Consider the following 17,067-nt stretch of genomic DNA (forward strand, 5'->3'; position numbering starts at 1 on the left):
GTCTCCGGCCTGTGCCCATTGCGGCAGGCCGCGCCGATAGCGGGGAAATGGCGCACAAGCATATCAGGCCGCGTCCGCCGCGCCCGTGACGGCGGCGTTATTTTGCGGCGGCAGCTGGCCCGAGCGGGCCAGCCACGCTTCGAAAGCGGCCCGCAGGCGCCAGCCGGACTCCAGATCGCGCATGCCCAGGCGCAGCGCCACCTCGGCCGGGCTCGCGCCGGCTTCGAAGTGCAGCGCGCAGCAAGTATTGCGCAGCGTCTGCGGCGAAGCGCGCTCGCTGCGCCCCGCCAGCACGCCGGCTTCGTCGAGCAGGATTTCGACCCGGCGGTACAGCGAGGCCGCATGCAACGGGCGCCCGCCCGGGGTGGCGGGAAAGACCAGCCCGCCAAGCGTGTCGGAGGCCGCGCGGGTTTCCAGCCACGCCAGCAGCGCGGCGCGGGCGAAGGCAAAGACCGGCGCCTCGTAGGCACGGCCGTTGTCGGCGCGCACCAGGCGCAGGGCCGAGGCATCCGCGGCGATGCTCTCGGTGCGCAGATTGCGGGCTTCGCCCACCTTGAGGCCGGCACCCAGCAGCACCGCCACCAGTGCGGTGTCGCGCGCGCGTTTCCACTGGGTCGGCGATGGCGCGCCGGCGTCCTTGCCATCCTGCGCGGATGGCGGCGGCGCTTCCAGCACGCGGGCGACGAGGATGTCGCGCTCGGCGGGCAGCAGGAAAGCGGTCGGATCGTTCTCGCCCTCGGCGAGATGCGCGCGGACCGCCTGGCTGGCCGGATTGTGCAGGCCGTCCTGCAATTGCGACAGATGATGGAACACGCGCTCGATCAGGCGCGCATAACGGTAGCGATGGTGCTTGTGCAGGTCCTGCTCGTCGAGGAACGCGCCGATCTGCTCGGCCGACCACGCCAGCGGCGCCACGCCGCGCTCGCCGGACCAGCGCAGCAGCTTGCCCCACATCGCGCGGTAGACCACCGCGGTGCCATGGCGAAAACCGTGGCGCGCCAGCCAGCCGTCGAAAGCGCGCTCGGGCTGGGCGCGCCAGGCGGCCAGGTCCGCATCGAACAGGGCCGGGGCCGGCCCGTCGGCGCTTATGTTGGTGTTCACTCGCGCTCCTGCTTTGGTTTGCGGCAATGGCCGTATTGTAGACAAGTCGCCACAAAAGACCGAACCCTGCGGAATATGGGAACGCGCACCACGCCAGCGCGCCCCGCATCGGGCATGCAGCCAGTTGCAATCGCAGGCGCGGGCTGCTACCTTTAGGCTTATCGCTCATGCAACTGGTTGCATAACATTGCAGAAGCGCGATACCGAACGATGCGAAGAACGATGCCGGGGCGGCCTGCCTGCCCCCGGCCAACCCGGAGAAGACATCTTGACCCAAGCATCCTTGTCGCCAGCGGCCCAGGCTTCGCTGGCCACCTGGCACCGCATGATCGCCACCCATTCGATGGCCGGGCTGGACAGCATCGTCGCCGACGATGTCGTCTTCCACTCGCCGGTGGCGCACACGCCCTACCCGGGCCGCGTCGCGCTGCGCATGGTGCTGGAGACCGTCAACCAGGTGTTCCAGGATTTCCGCTACCACCGCTGCTTCGTCGGCGACGACGGCCGCAGCGTGGTGCTGGAGTTCAGCGCCCGGGTGGACGGCAAGTCCGTCAAGGCCATCGACATGATCCGCTTCGACGCCGACGGCAAGATCGACGACTTCGAAGTCATGGTGCGCCCCAAGAGCGGCCTGGATGCGCTGGCGGCCGCCATGGGCGCGCGGCTCGCCAGCCAGAAATCCGTCCTGCAGGGCGCCTGATCCCTCACCTCATTCCCGCTCATCATTCCCGCCCCCCGTTCCCGATCCGGTCACCGGACCTAACCTTGCCCTAGCGCCATATAAACGCCATGTCTCTCCCCGCCATCCTCCAGAACCGCCTTTCCCTGCCGGTGGTGTGCTCGCCGCTGTTCATCATCTCCAACCCCGACCTCGTCATTGCCCAGTGCAAGGCCGGCGTGGTGGGCTCGTTCCCCGCGCTGAACGCGCGCCCGGGCCCGGTGCTGAACGACTGGCTGGACCGCATCACCACCGAACTGGCCGAGCACGACGCCCGCCACCCGGACCGCCCCGCCGCGCCGTTCGCGGTCAACCAGATCGTGCACAAGTCCAACGACCGCCTGGACCACGACCTGGAACTGTGCGTGCGCTACAAGGTGCCCATCGTCATCACCTCGCTGGGCGCGCGCAAGGAAGTCAACGACGCGGTGCACTCCTACGGTGGCATCGTGCTGCACGACATCATCAACAATGCCTTCGCGCGCAAGGCCATCGAGAAAGGCGCGGACGGCCTGATCGCGGTAGCGGCCGGTGCCGGCGGCCATGCCGGCGTGTTGTCGCCGTTCGCGCTGCTGCACGAGATCCGCGAGTGGTTCGACGGCCCGCTGCTGCTGTCGGGCGCCATCGCCAGCGGCGACGGCATCCTCGCCGCGCAGGCCGCCGGCGCGGACCTCGCCTACGTGGGCTCGGCCTTCATCGCCACCGAGGAAGCCAACGCGCAATCCGGCTACAAGCAGATGATCGTGGACAGCAACGCGTCCGACATCGTCTACTCCAACCTGTTTACCGGCGTGCACGGCAACTACCTGCGCCAGAGCATCGTCAATGCCGGACTCGATCCGGAAGACCTGCCGCAGTCCGATCCGTCCAAGATGAACTTCGGCTCGGGCAGCGCCAAGGCGTGGAAGGACATCTGGGGCGCCGGCCAGGGCGTGGGCGCGATCAAGCGCGTGGTGCCGGCGGCCGAGCTGGTGCGCCGCTTCGCCGAGGAATACGCGCTGGCGCGCCGCCGCCTCGGGCTGGCTGCGCAAGCGGCGTCCGCCACGGCCGCGGCCGACCTGGCCTGACCTCGCAGGCCCGCGCGGCCCCGGCGCCTTGCGCGCCGGGCCGCGCCACCCCTCTCAGGCCGCGCTGGCCGGCTCTCCCAGCAGCGGCAGCAGATCCTCGGCCCACGCCACCCAGTCCTCTTCATAGCGGATGCCCCGCCTGAGCAGCGCATGCTGCAATTGCTGCGCGCGCGTCGGCTCGGCCGCGGCGAAGTCGCGCGCCTCGATCTCGCGGTAAGTCTCCAGCCGCTCGCGGTGCATCCCGATCAGGCGCGCCATTTCCGGCGCCAGGCCGAGCGGGCCGATGACCGCGTCGGCACGCAGCCGGACCAGGATCTCGTCGCGCGCATCCAGCCCGGTGGCGGGCTCCAGCACCCAGCGCGCCAGTTCGTCGCGGCCCGCCGGCAGCACGAAATACACCTTCTTGCGGTTACGCGCGTCGCCTTCGCTCTCCTGCGCGGCGATCCAGCCGCTTTGCGCCATGCGGCCCAGCTCCCGGTAGATCTGCTGGTGCGTGGCGTGCCAGAAATAGCCGATCGAGCGGTCGAAGCGGCGTGCCAGTTCATAGCCGGACGAGGGCTTTTCCAACAGGGAAGTCAGGAGGGCGTGCTGGACGGACATGCAAGAAGGCGGTGGCGTGAAGGCGGTCCGGCGGGCGAATCCCGCGGGCCGCATGGCTTGGGTAGCCTGGATGGCAACCGCCTATGGTAGCGCAAAGCCGTCCGCGCACAGGGCGCGGCCTGCCGGCCGGGAGCTGCCCCGGGGGCGCCTCGATGCGGCGCGCGCAACTGAATCATTGCGCGATATATGACAAATTGAAGCGTCGGCCGGAGCCAGAGTTAAAAAAAGCGAAATGGCATTTTCCGTCCCGCTGCCATACATTTGCAGACATAGCCATTTTTTCATGGCTCGCGCCTGCGTTCGGCCGCGGCGCGGGACATGCAAATCCATCGATCAGGAGTGGTCCATGCAAGGACAAGCAGATTTCGCCGAAGACCGGGATGTCCCGTGGGAAGCCGACGGCGACGGACCTGCGGCACCGCCCGCGCAGGCCGCCCCGATGCCGGTGTACTACCGCCTGCCGGATACGCCGGAAGGCCACCACATCAAGGAATACGCCAACGGCCTGCGCCAGCTGGTGCGCTTTGTCGGCGTCGAGGAACAGGTCGTCAAGTACAGCCTTTCCTGAAGGCCCGACGTTGAAGAAATGCGTCCGTGACGCTTTCTTGTCTCCTCCCGCCCTGTAAGCGGGCCGGGATTGAGCCCGCGAATGCCGTGGGCTTTTTTTCGTCCGCCGCGCTGCCGCGCGGCCTGCCGGCGCCACTCCGGAAAAACAAAACCGCGGCCGGGACGGGTGTCCCGGACCGCGGCCGGACCGACGGGTGACAGCGAAAGGACTAAACGATCAGTCCACGGTCGCGCCCGAGGCCTTCACCACCTTGGCCCACTTGACGGCCTCGGTCTTCATGAAGGCAGCCAGTTGCGCCGGCTTTTCCGGATGCGCTTCCGCGCCCTGGTCGGCCATCTGCTTCTGCACGTCCGGCATGGCCAGGATCTTCACCACTTCCGCGTTGATGCGGTCGACGATGGGCTGCGGCGTGCCGCCGGTGGCGTACAGCGCGAACCACGAGGTGGCTTCGTAGCCGGGCACGCCGGCTTCGGCCACGGTCGGCACGTTCGGCAGCGCCGGCGAGCGCTTGGCCGAGGTCACGGCGATGGCGCGCAGCTTGCCGGCCTTCACGTGCGGGTACGACGACGGCAGGTTGTCGAACATCAGGCCGATCTGGTTGCCCAGCAGGTCATTCACCGCGGGGGCGCTGCCCTTGTACGGGATGTGCTGGATGTGCAGGCCGGTCATCGAGTTGAACAGCTCGCCCGACAGGTGCATCGACGAGCCGCTGCCCGACGAGCCGTAGGACAGCTTGTCCGGGTTGGCCTTGACGTAGGCGATCAGTTCCTTGATGTTGTTGACCGGCACCTTGGGGTTGACCACCACCAGGTTCGGCACCATGGCCACGCGCGTGATCGGCGCGAAATCCTTGACCGGGTCGTACGGCAGCCGGGAGTACAGCGACTGGTTGATGGAGTGGGTGCCGATGGTGCCCATGAACAGCGTGTAGCCGTCGCCCGGAGCCTTGGCCGCCAGCGCGGCGCCGATGTTGCCGCCCGCGCCCGGACGGTTGTCGATCACCACGGGCTGGCCGAGCGCCTTGCCCAGTTGCAGGCCGACGATGCGCGCCAGGATGTCGGTGGTGCCGCCGGCCGAGAACGGCACGATCATGGTGATCGGCTTGGTCGGGTAGGTGCCTTGGGCATGAGCGGTGCCGGCCACGCCGGCGAAGGCCGCTGCCAGGGCCACGCCGGCAGCCAGCAGGCGCCGGCGCGTGTTGGCGTGCAGGGTGCGTGCTTGGAAATCGGTTTTCATTGTTTGCTCCAGGGTGAATCGCTATCAGCCCGCGCTCGTGGCGCGGGCCGTCTTTTTAGTTATCTACTGACGGATTGCTTCGGCGTGATGACGCCGCGGCACGTTGGCCGCGCCCACGCCACGGACTTACACGGGGGCGACGCCGAGCGTGGTGCCGCCGCACACGTAGAGCACCTGGCCGGTCACGAAACCGTTTTCCGGCGAGAGGAAGAACATCGACGCGCGCGCCACGTCTTCGGGCGTGCCCATGCGCTTGACCGCGATGCTGGCCAGGATACGCTTGGTCTGCTCGCTGCCCTCGGGGTTGCTCTTGCGGAACAGCTCCGTGGCGATCGGGCCGGGCGCCACCGCGTTGACGGTGATGCCGTCGCCGCCGAGCTCCATGGCCAGCGTGCGGGTCATGCCGATCAGGCCGGCCTTGGTGGCGGAATACACCACGCGCTCGGGCTTGCCCAGCGCGGCGCGCGAGGCCATGTTGACGATGCGGCCGAAGTGCGCGGCGCGCATCGCGGGCAGGCAGGCCTGGGTCAGCAGCATGGTGGCCTGCAGGTGCAGGCCCACCACGTAGTCCAGGTCTTCGACGCGTGCGGTATCGGCCGTGCCGGGGCGCGTGGCGCCGGCGTTGTTGACCAGCCGCGTGACGGCGAAGCGCGAGACCACCTGCTCGGCCACCGCGCGCGTCGCCGCGGCGTCGGTCAGGTCGGCCTGGAAGAAGGTCATGTTGGGGTGCGTCCAGGCGGGGGCGGCGTAGTCGACATTGACCACCTGGGTCACGCCATCGGCCAGCAGCATCTCGCTGATGGCGCGCCCGATACCGGAACTTGCGCCGGTGACGAGCGTGGCAACGGGAAGGGACATCGTTTACTCCGACCGGCGCATGGCTGCGCCGGGTCATGCTCGAAGAGATGCGGCCGGGGCCGGCGAGCCAGTCGGCCCGGTCGCACTGCTTCTTGCGTTGGGGGAAACTTCAATCAGCCTGCACATCCATGACAGGCTAACGGCGGCGAAACGCTATTCTTTAGCGGCTATTTTCCGACGGCGCGCCCCCGCGGACCGGAGCCCGCGGGGGCGCGGCCAGCCGCGGCGCGTCAGACGCGCTCGATCACCATGGCGATGCCCTGGCCCACGCCGATGCACATCGTGCACAGCGCGAAGCGGCCGCCGGTGCGGTGCAGCTGGTACATGGCGGTGGTCACCAGGCGCGCGCCGCTCATGCCGAGCGGGTGGCCCAGCGCGATCGCGCCGCCGTTGGGGTTGACGCGCTCGTCGTTGTCCGCCACGCCCAGTTCGCGCAGCACGGCCAGGCCTTGCGCGGCGAAGGCCTCGTTGAGCTCGATCACGTCGATCTGGTCGATGGTCATGCCGAGCTGCTTGAGCAGCTTCTGGGTAGCCGGCGCCGGGCCGATGCCCATCACGCGCGGCGCCACGCCGGCGGTAGCCATGCCGACGATGCGTGCCTTGGGGGTCAGGCCGTGCTGCTTCGCGGCGGCTTCGCTGGCCAGCAGGATGGCGCAGGCGCCATCGTTCACGCCCGAGGCGTTGCCGGCGGTCACGGTGCCGTCGGCGCGCACCACGCCGCGCAGCTTGGCCAGCGCTTCCATGCTGGTGGCGCGCGGGTGTTCGTCGCGCTCCACCACGATGGCCTCGCCCTTCTTCTGCGGAATGGTGACCGCGGTGATTTCCTGCGCCAGCGTGCCGTCGGCCTGCGCGCGCGAGGCCTTTTCCTGGCTGCGCAGCGCCATCAGGTCTTGGTCTTCGCGGCTGATCTTGTAGTCGGTGGCGACGTTCTCGGCGGTCTCGGGCATCGAGTCCACGCCGTAGGCCGCGCGCATGGCCGGGTTGATGAAGCGCCAGCCGATGGTGGTGTCGAAGATCTGCGCGTCGCGCGAGAAGGCGCTGGTGGCCTTGCCCATCACGAACGGGGCGCGGCTCATGCTTTCCACGCCGCCGGCCAGCATCAGGCCCGCCTCGCCGGCCTTGATGGCGCGCGCGGCGGTGCCGGTGGCATCCATGCCCGAGCCGCACAGGCGGTTGATGGTGGCGCCCGGCACGCTCTGCGGCAGGCCAGCCAGCAGCAGCGACATGCGCGCCACATTGCGGTTGTCTTCGCCGGCCTGGTTGGCGTTGCCGTAGATCACGTCATCGATGGCGGACCAGTCCAGGTTCGGGTTGCGCGCCATCAGCGCCTTGAGCGGCACCGCGCCCAGGTCATCCGCGCGCACCGCGGACAGGCTGCCGCCGTAGCGGCCGATGGGGGTGCGGATGGCGTCGCAGATAAAGGCTTCGGTCATGTTGTCTCTCTCTTGCTTGTACGTGAAGCTTGTACGTGGAATCGTGAAGCGGATCGGGCACCCGCAAGGCGCCCGCGGGATCAGGCAGCTTGCCTGAGCGGCACGCCGGTCACGCGCTGCAGTTCCTCGAAGGACAGGCCTTCGACCAGGTCGCGCGCCACCAGCCCTTCGGGCGTGACGTCGATGGTGGCCAGGTCGGTGTAGATGCGCGTGACGCAGTTCATGCCGGTGAGCGGATACGTGCATTGCGGCACGATCTTGCTCTCGCCCTGCTTGGTCTGGTGCTCCATCATCACGAACACCTGCTTGGCGCCGATGGCCAGGTCCATGGCGCCGCCCACGGCGGGAATCGCGCCCGGCGCGCCGGTGTGCCAGTTGGCCAGGTCGCCCTTCTCGGAGACCTGGAAGGCGCCCAGCACGCAGAAGTCGAGGTGGCCGCCGCGCATCATCGCGAACGAATCGGCGTGGTGGAAATACGAGCCGCCCGGCTTGATCGTGACCGGCTGCTTGCCGGCGTTGATCAGGTCGCCGTCTTCCTCGCCGGCGGGCGGCGCCTTGCCCATGCCGAGCAGGCCGTTCTCGCTGTGCAGCAGGATTTCGCGGTCGGCCGGCAGGTGGTTGCCGACCAGGGTGGGCAGGCCGATGCCGAGGTTGACCACGGCACCGTCGGGAATGTCTTTGGCCACGCGGGCGGCCATCTGATCGCGGGTCAGGCGTTGCATGTTGTGAATCTCCTTGTCGCTCAGACGGGGGTCTTGCCGGCGTCGATGCGCACGACGCGCTTGACGAACAGGCCCGGGGTCACGATGTGCTCCGGATCCAGCTCGCCGAGCTCGAAGATCTCGCTGACCTGGACGATGGGGCACTTGGCGGCCATCGCCATGATCGGGCCGAAGTTGCGCGCGGTCTTGCGGTAGGTCAGGTTGCCCCAGCGGTCGGCGCGCTGTGCCTTGATGAGGGCAAAGTCGGCGTGGATGGGCTTTTCGAACACATAGCCCTGGCCGTCGATGATGCGGGTTTCCTTGCCCTCGGCCAGCGGCGTGCCGTAGGCGGTGCGGGTGAAGAAGCCGCCGATGCCGGCGCCGGCGGCGCGGATGCGCTCGGCCAGGTTGCCCTGCGGCACCAGTTCCAGCTCGATCTCGCCGGCGTGGTAGAGCGAATCGAACACGTAGGAATCGGCCTGGCGCGGGAACGAGCAGATGATCTTGCGCACGCGCCGGGCCTTGAGCAGCGCGGCCAGGCCTGTCTCGCCGTTGCCGGCGTTGTTGTTGACGATGGTGAGGTCGCGCGCGCCCTGGGAGATGAGGGCGTCGATGAGCTGCGCCGGCATGCCGGCCATGCCAAACCCGCCGATCAGGATAGTGGCGCCGTCGTGGATGTCGGCCATGGCCGCTTCCACCGAGTCGAATAGCTTGTTGATCACTTGCGTTCCAGTTCCGAAAGCCCGGACGAACTACCCGGAACCGGCCGCCAAGCCACGAGGGAGTACATCAGGCGGCGCGAGAAACGCTGTCTCCGGACAGTCCTGCCGGAAGAGCCATCCGGCCTGCCCGTCCCGCCGCTGGTGCGGGGACGTGCCGCCGGACACGAATCCAACAGACTTTGGTTTTTCTTATTATTCTGGTTTGTTCTAATTACGAACTTCAATTCGCAGTATGAACAGATTATACCTGCGGTCCGGGCACGGTCAAGGCAGCGGCAAATCGCTTGTGCGTTAGCCGGACACCGGCCCGTGCCGCGCGGCACGGGGGAGAGCTTACGCTTTTCCGGCGTGCCCCGGGCGGGCTCACGGCAGCTGCATTTCCGCCGTGCTGCCGGCGGCGCCGGGCCGGATCTCCAGCCGTACGTCGATGCGTTCGCGCAGTTCCGCCACGTGCGAAATGATGCCCACCAGACGGCCCGCCTGCTGCAGGTCGATCAGCGTATGGATGGCGAAATCCAGGCTCTCCGGGTCCAGCGTGCCGAAACCTTCGTCGACGAACAGCGTATCGAGCTGAATGCCGCCCGCGCGCGACTGCACCACGTCGGCCAGCCCCAGCGCCAGCGAGAGCGAGGCCAGGAAGCCTTCGCCGCCCGAGAGCGTATTGGCCGGACGCGCCACGCCCGAGTTGTGGTCGAACACTTCCAGGTCGAGCCCGCCGGCGGCGCGCAGGTCGCCCTGCTGGCGCACGCGCTGCAGCTCGTAGCGGCTGCGGCTCATGCGCATCAGGCGCAGCGAGGCGGCTTCCAGCACCTCGTCGAGCAGCGTGGCCAGCACGAAGCGCTGGAAGGTGATGCGGCGCGGGTTGTTGCCGTTGGCCACCTCGGCCAGGCGCCCGAGCACGGCATAGCTGCGCTCGATGTCGGCGCCGTCGGCGGCGAGCCGGTCCAGGCGCAGCTGGCATTGCAGCAGGTTCTCGCGGCTGCGGTGCAGGTCGGCGTGCTGGCGGACCAGTGTCTCCAGGGCACCGGCCGCGGCGGCCTGCGCCTGGCGCAGCGCGTCGAGATCGGGCGCCGCGAGGTCGCGCGCGGCGACGGCGGCGCGCTCGCGGCGGTCCGCGGCGGCGGCAAGGTCGCGGTCGAAGCGCTGGATGCGGGTTTCGAGCTGCGCGGACTCGGTCTCGGGCAAGCGCGCCTCGGCATAGGCCTGCGGCGTGGCAAACCCGGCCTGCGCGAGCGCGCCGTCGAACGCCGCCTGGGCCTGCTGCTCGCGCTGCGCGCTGCCGGCCATGGTTGCCTGCGCCGCGGCTTGCGCGGCTTGTGCCGCGGCAAGGTCCGCGCCGGCTTGCTTGTCGGCGGCCTGGGCCCGCCCCAGCGCGGCCTCGGATGCGGCCAGGGCCTGGCGCGCCTGCGCCAGCGCGCGTGCCAGCTGCCCGGGATCGCGGTGCGCCGGCGGCACCTGCGCGCTGGCGGCTTCCCATTCGCCTTGCAGCCTGGCGTGGCGCTGCGCGGCGCCCTGCGCGACCGCCTCGGCGCTGCGGATGCCGGCTTCGGCCGCGGCCAGCGCGGCGCGCTGGCGCTCGAGTTCGGCGGCCAGCGGCTGGCGCCGTGCCTCGGCCGCTTCGGCGGCCTGCTGCTGCGCGTGCAACGCCTGGCCACCTTCGGCCAGAGCCTGGCGCGCGGCCCCGATATCCGCCACGGCATTGCCGGGCATGTCCGCCTCGGCCACCGCCGCGCGCAGTTCTTCCCGCAGTTCTTCCCGCAGTTCTTCCAGCTGGTTCTGGCGCAGCGCCAGCGCGGACTGCGCCGACTGCGCCGCGGCCGCGGCTTCGTGCGCGGCCTGGTCCGCCAGCCGTGCATCTTCGCGCGCCTGGTCGAGGATCTCGTCGGGTACCGGCGCGTCGAACTGCAAGGCGCGCTGCGGATGGGCGGCACTGCCGCACACCGGGCATGCCTCGCCGGCACGCAGGCCGGCCGCGAGCCGCGCCGCCTGCCCGGCGCGCCAGGCCCGCTCGGTCTCGCGCAGGTGCGCGGCGGCGGCCGACTGGCGCGCGGTGGCTTGCCGCGCGGCGTCTTGCGCGGCTTCGGCCTGCGTGCGTCCCTGCGCCGCCTGCGCCAGCGCGGCGGCGTATTTGTCCAGCATCGTGGCCTGGCGCGCCAGCTCAGCCTGCCGGAGCCGGATCGCCTCCAGCCCGCGCGCGCCGGTTTCGGCCTGGGCCAGCCCGGCTTCGGCCTGCCGCATCGCCACGGACGCCCGCTCCTGCGCGCGTGCGGCAGCCGCATGCGCCGCCGCCGCGCCGGCCTGCTCCGCGGCGGCGCGCTCCAGCTCGGCCTGCAAGGCGCCGAGGCCCTGCGCGCGCGGCAGCATGGCTTCCAGCTCGGCCACCTGTTTCTGCATCTGCTGGCGCTCGCCGGCACGCTCGGCCTGCGCGGCAAGCGCGGCGGCCGCGCGCGCCGAAACCGCGGCGCAGGCATTTGCCCGCTCGCCCGCGCTTGCCAGCGCCTGCTGCGCCTGGCGGTGGTCCTGCGCGGCCTGCCGCAGGTGCTGCTCGAACGGCTGCGCCTGCGCCGCGCGGCGTGCAGCCTGCAAGCGCTGGCGCAAGGCTTCCACCTCGGCCTGCTGCGCCGTCAGCGCGGCATGGGCCGCGTCGGCTTCGCGCTGCTCGCGCAAGCGCGCTTCGGCCTGCTCGCCCTGCTGGGTCGCCAGGCGGGCGTGCTCCAGCGCGGCGCGCGCGGCAACCTCCTGCCGCGCCAGTTCCTCGAGCCCGGACTGCAGCGCCGCCACTTGGGCGCGCAGCGCCTCGACCGATTCGAGCTGGTATTGCTGCAGCAAGGCGGATTGCTCGATGCGCAGCCGCTCGGCCTGCTGGCGGATGCCCGCCGCCTGTCCCTTGAGCAGTTCTTCCACGCGCCGGTACAGCTCCGTGCGGAACAGACGCTCCAGGATCGCCTGGCGGCTCTTGGAGTCGGCCGTGAGCAACTCGCGGAAGCGCCCCTGCGGCAGCACGATCACTTGGCGGAACTGGCTGCTGTCGAAGCCCAGCAGGTTGCGCACGAACTCGTCCACGCGGCTGGGCTGGCTGGCCTTGCTGGTCCAGCCGGCCGCTTCCAGCGCGTCGAGCTGGGCCTTGGGCGTTTCCTTCACCGTGCCGTCGCCGCGCAGCTTGGGGCGCTCCTGCGCGGGCGAGCGCGTCACGCGGTAGCGCTGCGCGCCGAGGCCGAACTCGAACGTCACCTCGGTGCGCAGGCCCGGGTCGGCATTGGCGCTGCGCATGTCCTGCGCGCTGCGCTCGCCGCCCGAGGTGTCGCCGTAGAGCGCGAAGCAGATGGCGTCCAGCAAGGTGGTCTTGCCCGCGCCGGTGGGACCGTGGATCAGGAAAAAGGCGCGCTCGCCAAGCTGGCTGAAATCGATGTCCTCGCGGGCCGCGAACGGGCCGAACGCCTGCAGCGTCAGGTGCAGCGGCCTCATGCGGACTCCCTGTCCGCCGCGGCGATGCCGTCGAGCACGTGCGTCAGCGCGCGGCGCTGGTCGGCGTCCAGCTCCTCGTCGGCGACTTCCTTGAAGAAATTGGCGAACAGCTCGCCGGTATCGAGCTGGCGCAGCCGCTGGCCGGCGGCGCTGGCCTCGCCCGAGCGCGACAGCACCGCGCGCTCGATCGCCAGCGCGTTGGGATAAGCCTGGCGCAGGCGCGCCATCGGGTCCAGCAAGGCGCCGGTATCGGTCAGCACGGCGTGGATATAGTCGTCGCGCCACGGATCGGCGGCGCCCTGCGCCACCAGCGCGGCCAGCTCGCCTTCGAGGATGCGCAGGTCGCGCCGGGGCGCGAGCGGGATCGCCTCGATGGCGACGGCGCCATCCGCGCCCAGCTCGATCAGCGAGACCGACTTGGCATGCGCGGCTTCCGACAGCGAATATTTCAGCAGCGAGCCCGCATAGCGGATACGCCCGCCCAGCGTCTGCGGCCGGTGCAGGTGGCCGAGCGCGACGAGGTCGAAGCCGTCGAACACACCCGCCGCCACCGCGCCGCTGCCGCCCACCGAGAGCGGCCGCTCGGACTCGCTCGCCTCGCCGCCGATGACGAAGGCATGCGCCACCACCACCGAGCGCGCCTGCGCCGGGTGCGCGGCGCGGATGGCAGCCAGGCGGGCAGAGAGCGCCGCCTCGTGGCCGGGCATGTCCACGCCGAAGGCATCGCGCACCGTGGCGGGCTCGGCATAGGGCAAGGCATAGATGCGCACTTCGCCGTGCGCGTCCGATAAGGTCACGCAGGCCGCTTCGCGCTCGGTGCGGCCCGCCACGTGCAGGCCCTGCGCGGTCAGCAGGCGCGCGCCGAAGCCGAGCCGCTGCGCACTGTCGTGATTGCCGGCAATCATCACCACCGGCACGCCGGCATCCACCACGATGCGCGCCAGCACATCGTCGAGCAAGGCCACTGCCTCGGGCGGCGGCACCGCGCGGTCATAGACGTCGCCGGCGATCAGCACCGCGTCGGGCTTGTGCTCGCGGACCAGCGCCACGAACTGGTCGAGCACCCAGGCCTGGTCTTCGAGCAGGCTGCGCGCGTGGAAGACGCGCCCGAGATGCCAGTCGGCAGAATGAAGAAAACGCAATGTGGAATCCCTAGGTGACCTGTGCGGGCACAGCCGCCCTGAGGGCCGGCCGCGGCAGGCGACATGATAAACGCCGCCGGCGCGGCGTTCAGCTTCGGTTCAGGGCGCGCCTCGCACAATGCACGCATGCTGGTGCCAGGGCGCCAGCCCCGGCACGCCGGGCCATTCCAGCCGTAACCAGGAGAACGAGATGAAACGCATTCTGATCGCCACCGCGCTCGCCGCCGCCGCCGTCGCCGCGCAGGCCCAGTACACCGGGCCGTCCACCGTGCCCGCCGCCACCGTCAAGAGCCTGCAGGCGCAAGGCAAGGACGACCAGCCGGCGGTGCTGCGCGGACAGATCGTCAGCCAAGTGGGCGACGAACTCTACAGCTTCGACGACGGCACCGGGCAGATGCGCGTCAAGATCAAGCACAAACTGTGGCCGGCCGGGCAGCCTGTCGGTGCCACCACCAAGGTGGAGCTGACCGGCGAGTATGACAAGGACTGGGTGGGCGAGCCCAAGTTCAAGGTCAGGCAGGTCCGCGTGCTCTGAGCAAGGCCGGGTCTGTCCGCCGGGCCGCGCCCCGAAAAATCGGGAAACCTGCCGGTTTGCCCCACCCCGCCGGCGCGAAATATCCTCGCTCGTGAAGAAAAATCCCCCGCAAGCGCCGGCTTGGCTTGCGGGGGATTTGCGAGCGCCCGGCCCCGCGCAACGTCTTCCGATACGCTGCCGGGCAGGCAGCACATGCCGCAGGCTTTTCGCCCGGGCATTGCCGCAAGCATTTACTCGTGAATATCCGCGTCGTGGACGATCTTGCGGTACGCCTCGGTTTCCTTGCCGATGAACGCACGGAACGTGGTGGCGTCCTTGGCGTCGATGTCGACGCCGGCCTCGGACAGCTTGTTCTTCACTTCGGGCGCGGCGATGGCGCGGGCCAGGGCTTCGGAGAGCTTGTCGGTCACGGCCTTGGGCGTGTTGGCCGGCGCGAACAGGCCGAACCACAGGCGCATGTCGATGCCGGCCATAGCCTTGTTCTCGGCCAGCGCCGGGATATTGGGCGCGGCGTGGGAGCGCGAGGCGGACGTCACGCCGATGGCCTGCAGCTTGCCGGACTTGATCTGCGGCAGCGCGGTGGACAGCACCAGCACGCCCAGCTCGATCTGGTTGGCCATCAGGTCGGCGATGGCCGGCGCGCCGCCCTTGTACGGCACGTGGGTCATGTTCACCTTGCTGGCGCTGCGGATCAGCTCGCCCGACAGGTGCAGCGGCGTGCCGATGCCCGAGGTGCCGTAGTTCACCGGCTTCTGGCTCCTGGCCAGCGCCAGGAAGCCGTCGATGCCCTGGATGCCGGACTGCGCGCCGGACACCAGCACCATGGGCTGGGAGCCGACCATGCGCAGCGGCACGAGGTCGCGCTGGCCGTCATAGCGGATCTTCGGGTTGGTGAGCTTGGCGATCGAGATTTCGCTGTTGGAGCCCAGCAGCAGCGTATAGCCGTCGGCCGGCGCGTTGATGGTCTTGATCGCGCCGATGGTGCCGCTGGCGCCGGGCGCGTTGTCCACCACCACCGAGACGCCGAGATCCTGCCCCAGGCGCTGGCCCAGCACGCGCGCCACCAGGTCGTTGCTGCCGCCGGCCGCGTAGGGCACGACGATGGTGATGGGCCGCTCCGGATACCCGGCCGCGGCGGCGGGCGCGGCGGCAACGGCGAGGGACAGCGAGACGGCGGCGGACAGCGCCGCGGCGAGGGACTTCTTCATCGGATTCCTTTTGTGCTTCGGGGCGCCTGCGAAGGCGCTTGCTGGATCTATCTGCCTGGATGCGGCGAGATCGGCGCGCAACTGCGCAGATCGCCGCCCGGCGTGCGGGTCGCAATATACATGCCATCCAAAAATCTATCCAAGTATCGTTTACGAGACTAAATAGGGCATGCCGTAGTGCCACGCGCACCATGTTTGGGCGCCGCCAGCTCGCCGAATCCCGATTTGCCAGCGTTCCGCGCACGTGCCCCCAACCCGGCGGCAGCGCGGGCCAGCCCTCTGCACGGCGGCTGTAGCGGCGCGCAGCGTGTCGAATGCTCGCCATCGCGCCATTTCCCATGCTAGGATCATTCTTGTCTTCTTTTTGAGATTTCACACGATGGACGCTCCGCTCGCTGCCGGCATTCCCGTCGATTTCGTGGAGATCGGCGACCGCCTGCGCGCCTACCGCCTGGGCGCGGGCATGCGGGCCGAAGCCATCGCCGAGCAGCTCGGCGTCTCGCGCGCGGCCATCTACCGCATGGAAAAGGGCGACATCGTCAAGATCGAGACGCTGGGCCGGCTGGCCCAGTTGCTGGGTACCTCGCTGGCATCGATGCTGGGCGTGGAATCCGAGTACTACCACTCGGCGGTCGCGTACATCGAGCGCATGCGCCAGCTCGAACATGGCGCCACGCGCATCCTGGCGCACTTCGAGCCGATCTCCTACCTGCTGACTTCGCCGGACTATGCCGGCCACCTGCGGCAGATGCTCGCGGAAAGCCCGCAGCCAGCGCCGCAGCCCACCATCGACGCCCTGCTGGCGCTGCTCGAGGAGCGCAAGCAGTCGTTCGCGCGCAGCGTGCCGCCCATCACCAGCCTGATCGACCTGCGCTCGCTGGAACGCTTCGTGCATTTCGGGCTGGTGGGCCGCCTGGACCTGCCGCCGGCGGTGCGCATGGAGCGCTCGCTGGCGGCGCGGCGCGAGATCGAGCGCGTGATCGCCCTGCTGGAAGCGCAGCCGATCGGCCTGCAGATCGGCATCGTCGACGGCAGCATGCCCAATGTGACCTTCCAGGTCTTCGAGCGGCCCGGCAAGGCATACGTGGCGACCAGCCCGTTCCGCTTCGGCGAGTTTCCCAACGTGTCCACCGGCATCGCCACCGTCACGGCCGCGCCCGAGGCGGTGCGGCTTTATACGGGGATGGTCAGCGATCTGTGGCAGCGCGCCTACAAGGGCAGCGACGGCGCCGCGCTGCTGCGGCGCATGCTCAACAGCGTGTGAGAGGCGCGGCCCGCTGCCGCCGCCACTTGCCGCCCCTGGCCGATTTTCTTTGCGTAGTCTTGTTGTTCAACCGATCCCGTCACCACAGTCACCACTCACCGCATTGCGCCATGACGCTTGAAACCACGCTCCAGCAATTCCAGGATTCGCTCCCCGGCACCGACGCCTTCGTGGCGGTCAAGAACGCCACGCGCGACCTGATCGATACCGACCCCGCGCACGCCGCGGCCTATTTCCTGCTGTACGGCTTCGCGCGCTCTTACGTGCTGCTGTACGAGGACCAGGCCGTCACCATGGATTTCGCCGAAGCCGCCAAGCAGGAACTGCTCGGCTACATGCAGGGCATCGCCGGCGCGCTGCGCGCGGGGGATGCCGCGCTGCTGGCGGAAATGAACCGCGTGGTCAGCGCGTACCAGGGCGGCAAGAAGACGTTCTGACGCGCCCCGGAG

The 17,067-nt window shown here is 69.6% G+C and carries 16 protein-coding genes; 6 read left to right on the plus strand and 10 right to left on the minus strand.

Annotation, left to right across the window (positions count from 1 at the left end; all coding sequences use genetic code 11):
• Positions 1 to 63: 63 nt before the first annotated feature.
• Entirely contained in the window at positions 64 to 1,101 is a 1,038-nt protein-coding gene (locus tag ACKI2N_RS33670) for a tyrosine-type recombinase/integrase (RefSeq protein WP_420998152.1), read from the minus strand.
• A gap of 325 nt (positions 1,102 to 1,426) precedes the next feature.
• Here ACKI2N_RS33670 and ACKI2N_RS33675 point away from each other — a divergent pair, with 325 nt between their 5' ends.
• Both ACKI2N_RS33675 and ACKI2N_RS33680 read left to right on the plus strand, forming a co-directional pair.
• On the plus strand, positions 1,427 to 1,801 hold the full coding sequence (locus ACKI2N_RS33675; protein ID WP_420998157.1) for a nuclear transport factor 2 family protein: 375 nt from the start codon (positions 1,427 to 1,429) through the stop codon (positions 1,799 to 1,801).
• Between the two features lie 89 nt (positions 1,802 to 1,890).
• The gene (locus ACKI2N_RS33680; protein ID WP_420998151.1) at positions 1,891 to 2,886 is read left to right on the plus strand and encodes an NAD(P)H-dependent flavin oxidoreductase; all 996 of its coding nucleotides are present in this window, start codon (positions 1,891 to 1,893) and stop codon (positions 2,884 to 2,886) included.
• A 54-nt stretch (positions 2,887 to 2,940) separates the two neighbouring features.
• Here ACKI2N_RS33680 and ACKI2N_RS33685 read toward each other — a convergent pair whose 3' ends face one another.
• On the minus strand, positions 2,941 to 3,486 hold the full coding sequence (locus ACKI2N_RS33685; protein WP_420998150.1) for a PadR family transcriptional regulator: 546 nt from the start codon (positions 3,484 to 3,486) through the stop codon (positions 2,941 to 2,943).
• A 346-nt stretch (positions 3,487 to 3,832) separates the two neighbouring features.
• Here ACKI2N_RS33685 and ACKI2N_RS33690 point away from each other — a divergent pair, with 346 nt between their 5' ends.
• Positions 3,833 to 4,054, plus strand: coding sequence for a hypothetical protein (locus tag ACKI2N_RS33690; RefSeq protein ID WP_420998149.1), 222 nt, complete (start codon positions 3,833 to 3,835; stop codon positions 4,052 to 4,054).
• Between the two features lie 216 nt (positions 4,055 to 4,270).
• Here the strand turns inward: ACKI2N_RS33690 and ACKI2N_RS33695 are convergent, their stop codons facing one another.
• The 7 genes from ACKI2N_RS33695 to ACKI2N_RS33725 form a co-directional block, all read right to left on the minus strand.
• Entirely contained in the window at positions 4,271 to 5,290 is a 1,020-nt protein-coding gene (locus ACKI2N_RS33695; protein ID WP_420998148.1) for a Bug family tripartite tricarboxylate transporter substrate binding protein, read from the minus strand.
• A 126-nt stretch (positions 5,291 to 5,416) separates the two neighbouring features.
• The gene (locus ACKI2N_RS33700) at positions 5,417 to 6,148 is read right to left on the minus strand and encodes an SDR family NAD(P)-dependent oxidoreductase (protein WP_420998147.1); all 732 of its coding nucleotides are present in this window, start codon (positions 6,146 to 6,148) and stop codon (positions 5,417 to 5,419) included.
• 230 nt (positions 6,149 to 6,378) lie between these two features.
• Positions 6,379 to 7,581, minus strand: a complete 1,203-nt coding sequence (gene pcaF, locus ACKI2N_RS33705) for a 3-oxoadipyl-CoA thiolase (RefSeq protein WP_420998146.1) — start codon at positions 7,579 to 7,581, stop codon at positions 6,379 to 6,381.
• Positions 7,582 to 7,661: 80 nt separating this feature from the next.
• Positions 7,662 to 8,303: a 3-oxoacid CoA-transferase subunit B gene (locus tag ACKI2N_RS33710; protein ID WP_420998145.1), complete on the minus strand. Its 642-nt coding sequence runs from the start codon at positions 8,301 to 8,303 to the stop codon at positions 7,662 to 7,664.
• Positions 8,304 to 8,323: 20 nt separating this feature from the next.
• Entirely contained in the window at positions 8,324 to 9,004 is a 681-nt protein-coding gene (locus ACKI2N_RS33715; protein ID WP_420998144.1) for a 3-oxoacid CoA-transferase subunit A, read from the minus strand.
• Positions 9,005 to 9,367: 363 nt separating this feature from the next.
• On the minus strand, positions 9,368 to 12,469 hold the full coding sequence (locus ACKI2N_RS33720) for an AAA family ATPase (RefSeq protein ID WP_420998143.1): 3,102 nt from the start codon (positions 12,467 to 12,469) through the stop codon (positions 9,368 to 9,370).
• A complete protein-coding gene (locus tag ACKI2N_RS33725; protein ID WP_420998142.1) occupies positions 12,466 to 13,611 on the minus strand; it encodes an exonuclease SbcCD subunit D in 1,146 nt (381 codons plus the stop codon). The genes ACKI2N_RS33720 and ACKI2N_RS33725 overlap by 4 nt, the downstream gene beginning before the upstream one ends.
• Positions 13,612 to 13,801: 190 nt before the next feature.
• Here ACKI2N_RS33725 and ACKI2N_RS33730 point away from each other — a divergent pair, with 190 nt between their 5' ends.
• A complete protein-coding gene (locus ACKI2N_RS33730; protein WP_420998141.1) occupies positions 13,802 to 14,146 on the plus strand; it encodes a YgiW/YdeI family stress tolerance OB fold protein in 345 nt (114 codons plus the stop codon).
• 230 nt (positions 14,147 to 14,376) lie between these two features.
• Here ACKI2N_RS33730 and ACKI2N_RS33735 read toward each other — a convergent pair whose 3' ends face one another.
• Positions 14,377 to 15,354: a Bug family tripartite tricarboxylate transporter substrate binding protein gene (locus ACKI2N_RS33735; RefSeq protein WP_420998140.1), complete on the minus strand. Its 978-nt coding sequence runs from the start codon at positions 15,352 to 15,354 to the stop codon at positions 14,377 to 14,379.
• A gap of 379 nt (positions 15,355 to 15,733) precedes the next feature.
• Between ACKI2N_RS33735 and ACKI2N_RS33740 the strand changes: the two genes are divergently transcribed.
• Both ACKI2N_RS33740 and ACKI2N_RS33745 read left to right on the plus strand, forming a co-directional pair.
• Positions 15,734 to 16,618: a helix-turn-helix domain-containing protein gene (locus ACKI2N_RS33740; RefSeq protein ID WP_420998139.1), complete on the plus strand. Its 885-nt coding sequence runs from the start codon at positions 15,734 to 15,736 to the stop codon at positions 16,616 to 16,618.
• A gap of 110 nt (positions 16,619 to 16,728) precedes the next feature.
• On the plus strand, positions 16,729 to 17,055 hold the full coding sequence (locus tag ACKI2N_RS33745; RefSeq protein WP_420998138.1) for a hypothetical protein: 327 nt from the start codon (positions 16,729 to 16,731) through the stop codon (positions 17,053 to 17,055).
• Positions 17,056 to 17,067 lie beyond the last annotated feature (12 nt).

It is taken from the genome of Cupriavidus sp. 30B13, from assembly GCF_049059565.2.
Classification (GTDB): domain Bacteria; phylum Pseudomonadota; class Gammaproteobacteria; order Burkholderiales; family Burkholderiaceae; genus Cupriavidus.

Coding starts and splice junctions, on each gene's coding strand:
- ACKI2N_RS33675 (WP_420998157.1), top strand. CDS start 1,427: ATGATCGCCACCCATTCGATGGCCGGGCTGGACAGCATCGTCGCCGAC.
- ACKI2N_RS33680 (WP_420998151.1), top strand. CDS start 1,891: ATGTCTCTCCCCGCCATCCTCCAGAACCGCCTTTCCCTGCCGGTGGTG.
- ACKI2N_RS33685 (WP_420998150.1), bottom strand. CDS start 3,486: ATGTCCGTCCAGCACGCCCTCCTGACTTCCCTGTTGGAAAAGCCCTCG.
- ACKI2N_RS33690 (WP_420998149.1), top strand. CDS start 3,833: ATGCAAGGACAAGCAGATTTCGCCGAAGACCGGGATGTCCCGTGGGAA.
- ACKI2N_RS33695 (WP_420998148.1), bottom strand. CDS start 5,290: ATGAAAACCGATTTCCAAGCACGCACCCTGCACGCCAACACGCGCCGG.
- ACKI2N_RS33700 (WP_420998147.1), bottom strand. CDS start 6,148: ATGTCCCTTCCCGTTGCCACGCTCGTCACCGGCGCAAGTTCCGGTATC.
- pcaF (WP_420998146.1), bottom strand. CDS start 7,581: ATGACCGAAGCCTTTATCTGCGACGCCATCCGCACCCCCATCGGCCGC.
- ACKI2N_RS33710 (WP_420998145.1), bottom strand. CDS start 8,303: ATGCAACGCCTGACCCGCGATCAGATGGCCGCCCGCGTGGCCAAAGAC.
- ACKI2N_RS33720 (WP_420998143.1), bottom strand. CDS start 12,469: ATGAGGCCGCTGCACCTGACGCTGCAGGCGTTCGGCCCGTTCGCGGCC.
- ACKI2N_RS33730 (WP_420998141.1), top strand. CDS start 13,802: ATGAAACGCATTCTGATCGCCACCGCGCTCGCCGCCGCCGCCGTCGCC.
- ACKI2N_RS33735 (WP_420998140.1), bottom strand. CDS start 15,354: ATGAAGAAGTCCCTCGCCGCGGCGCTGTCCGCCGCCGTCTCGCTGTCC.
- ACKI2N_RS33740 (WP_420998139.1), top strand. CDS start 15,734: ATGGACGCTCCGCTCGCTGCCGGCATTCCCGTCGATTTCGTGGAGATC.
- ACKI2N_RS33745 (WP_420998138.1), top strand. CDS start 16,729: ATGACGCTTGAAACCACGCTCCAGCAATTCCAGGATTCGCTCCCCGGC.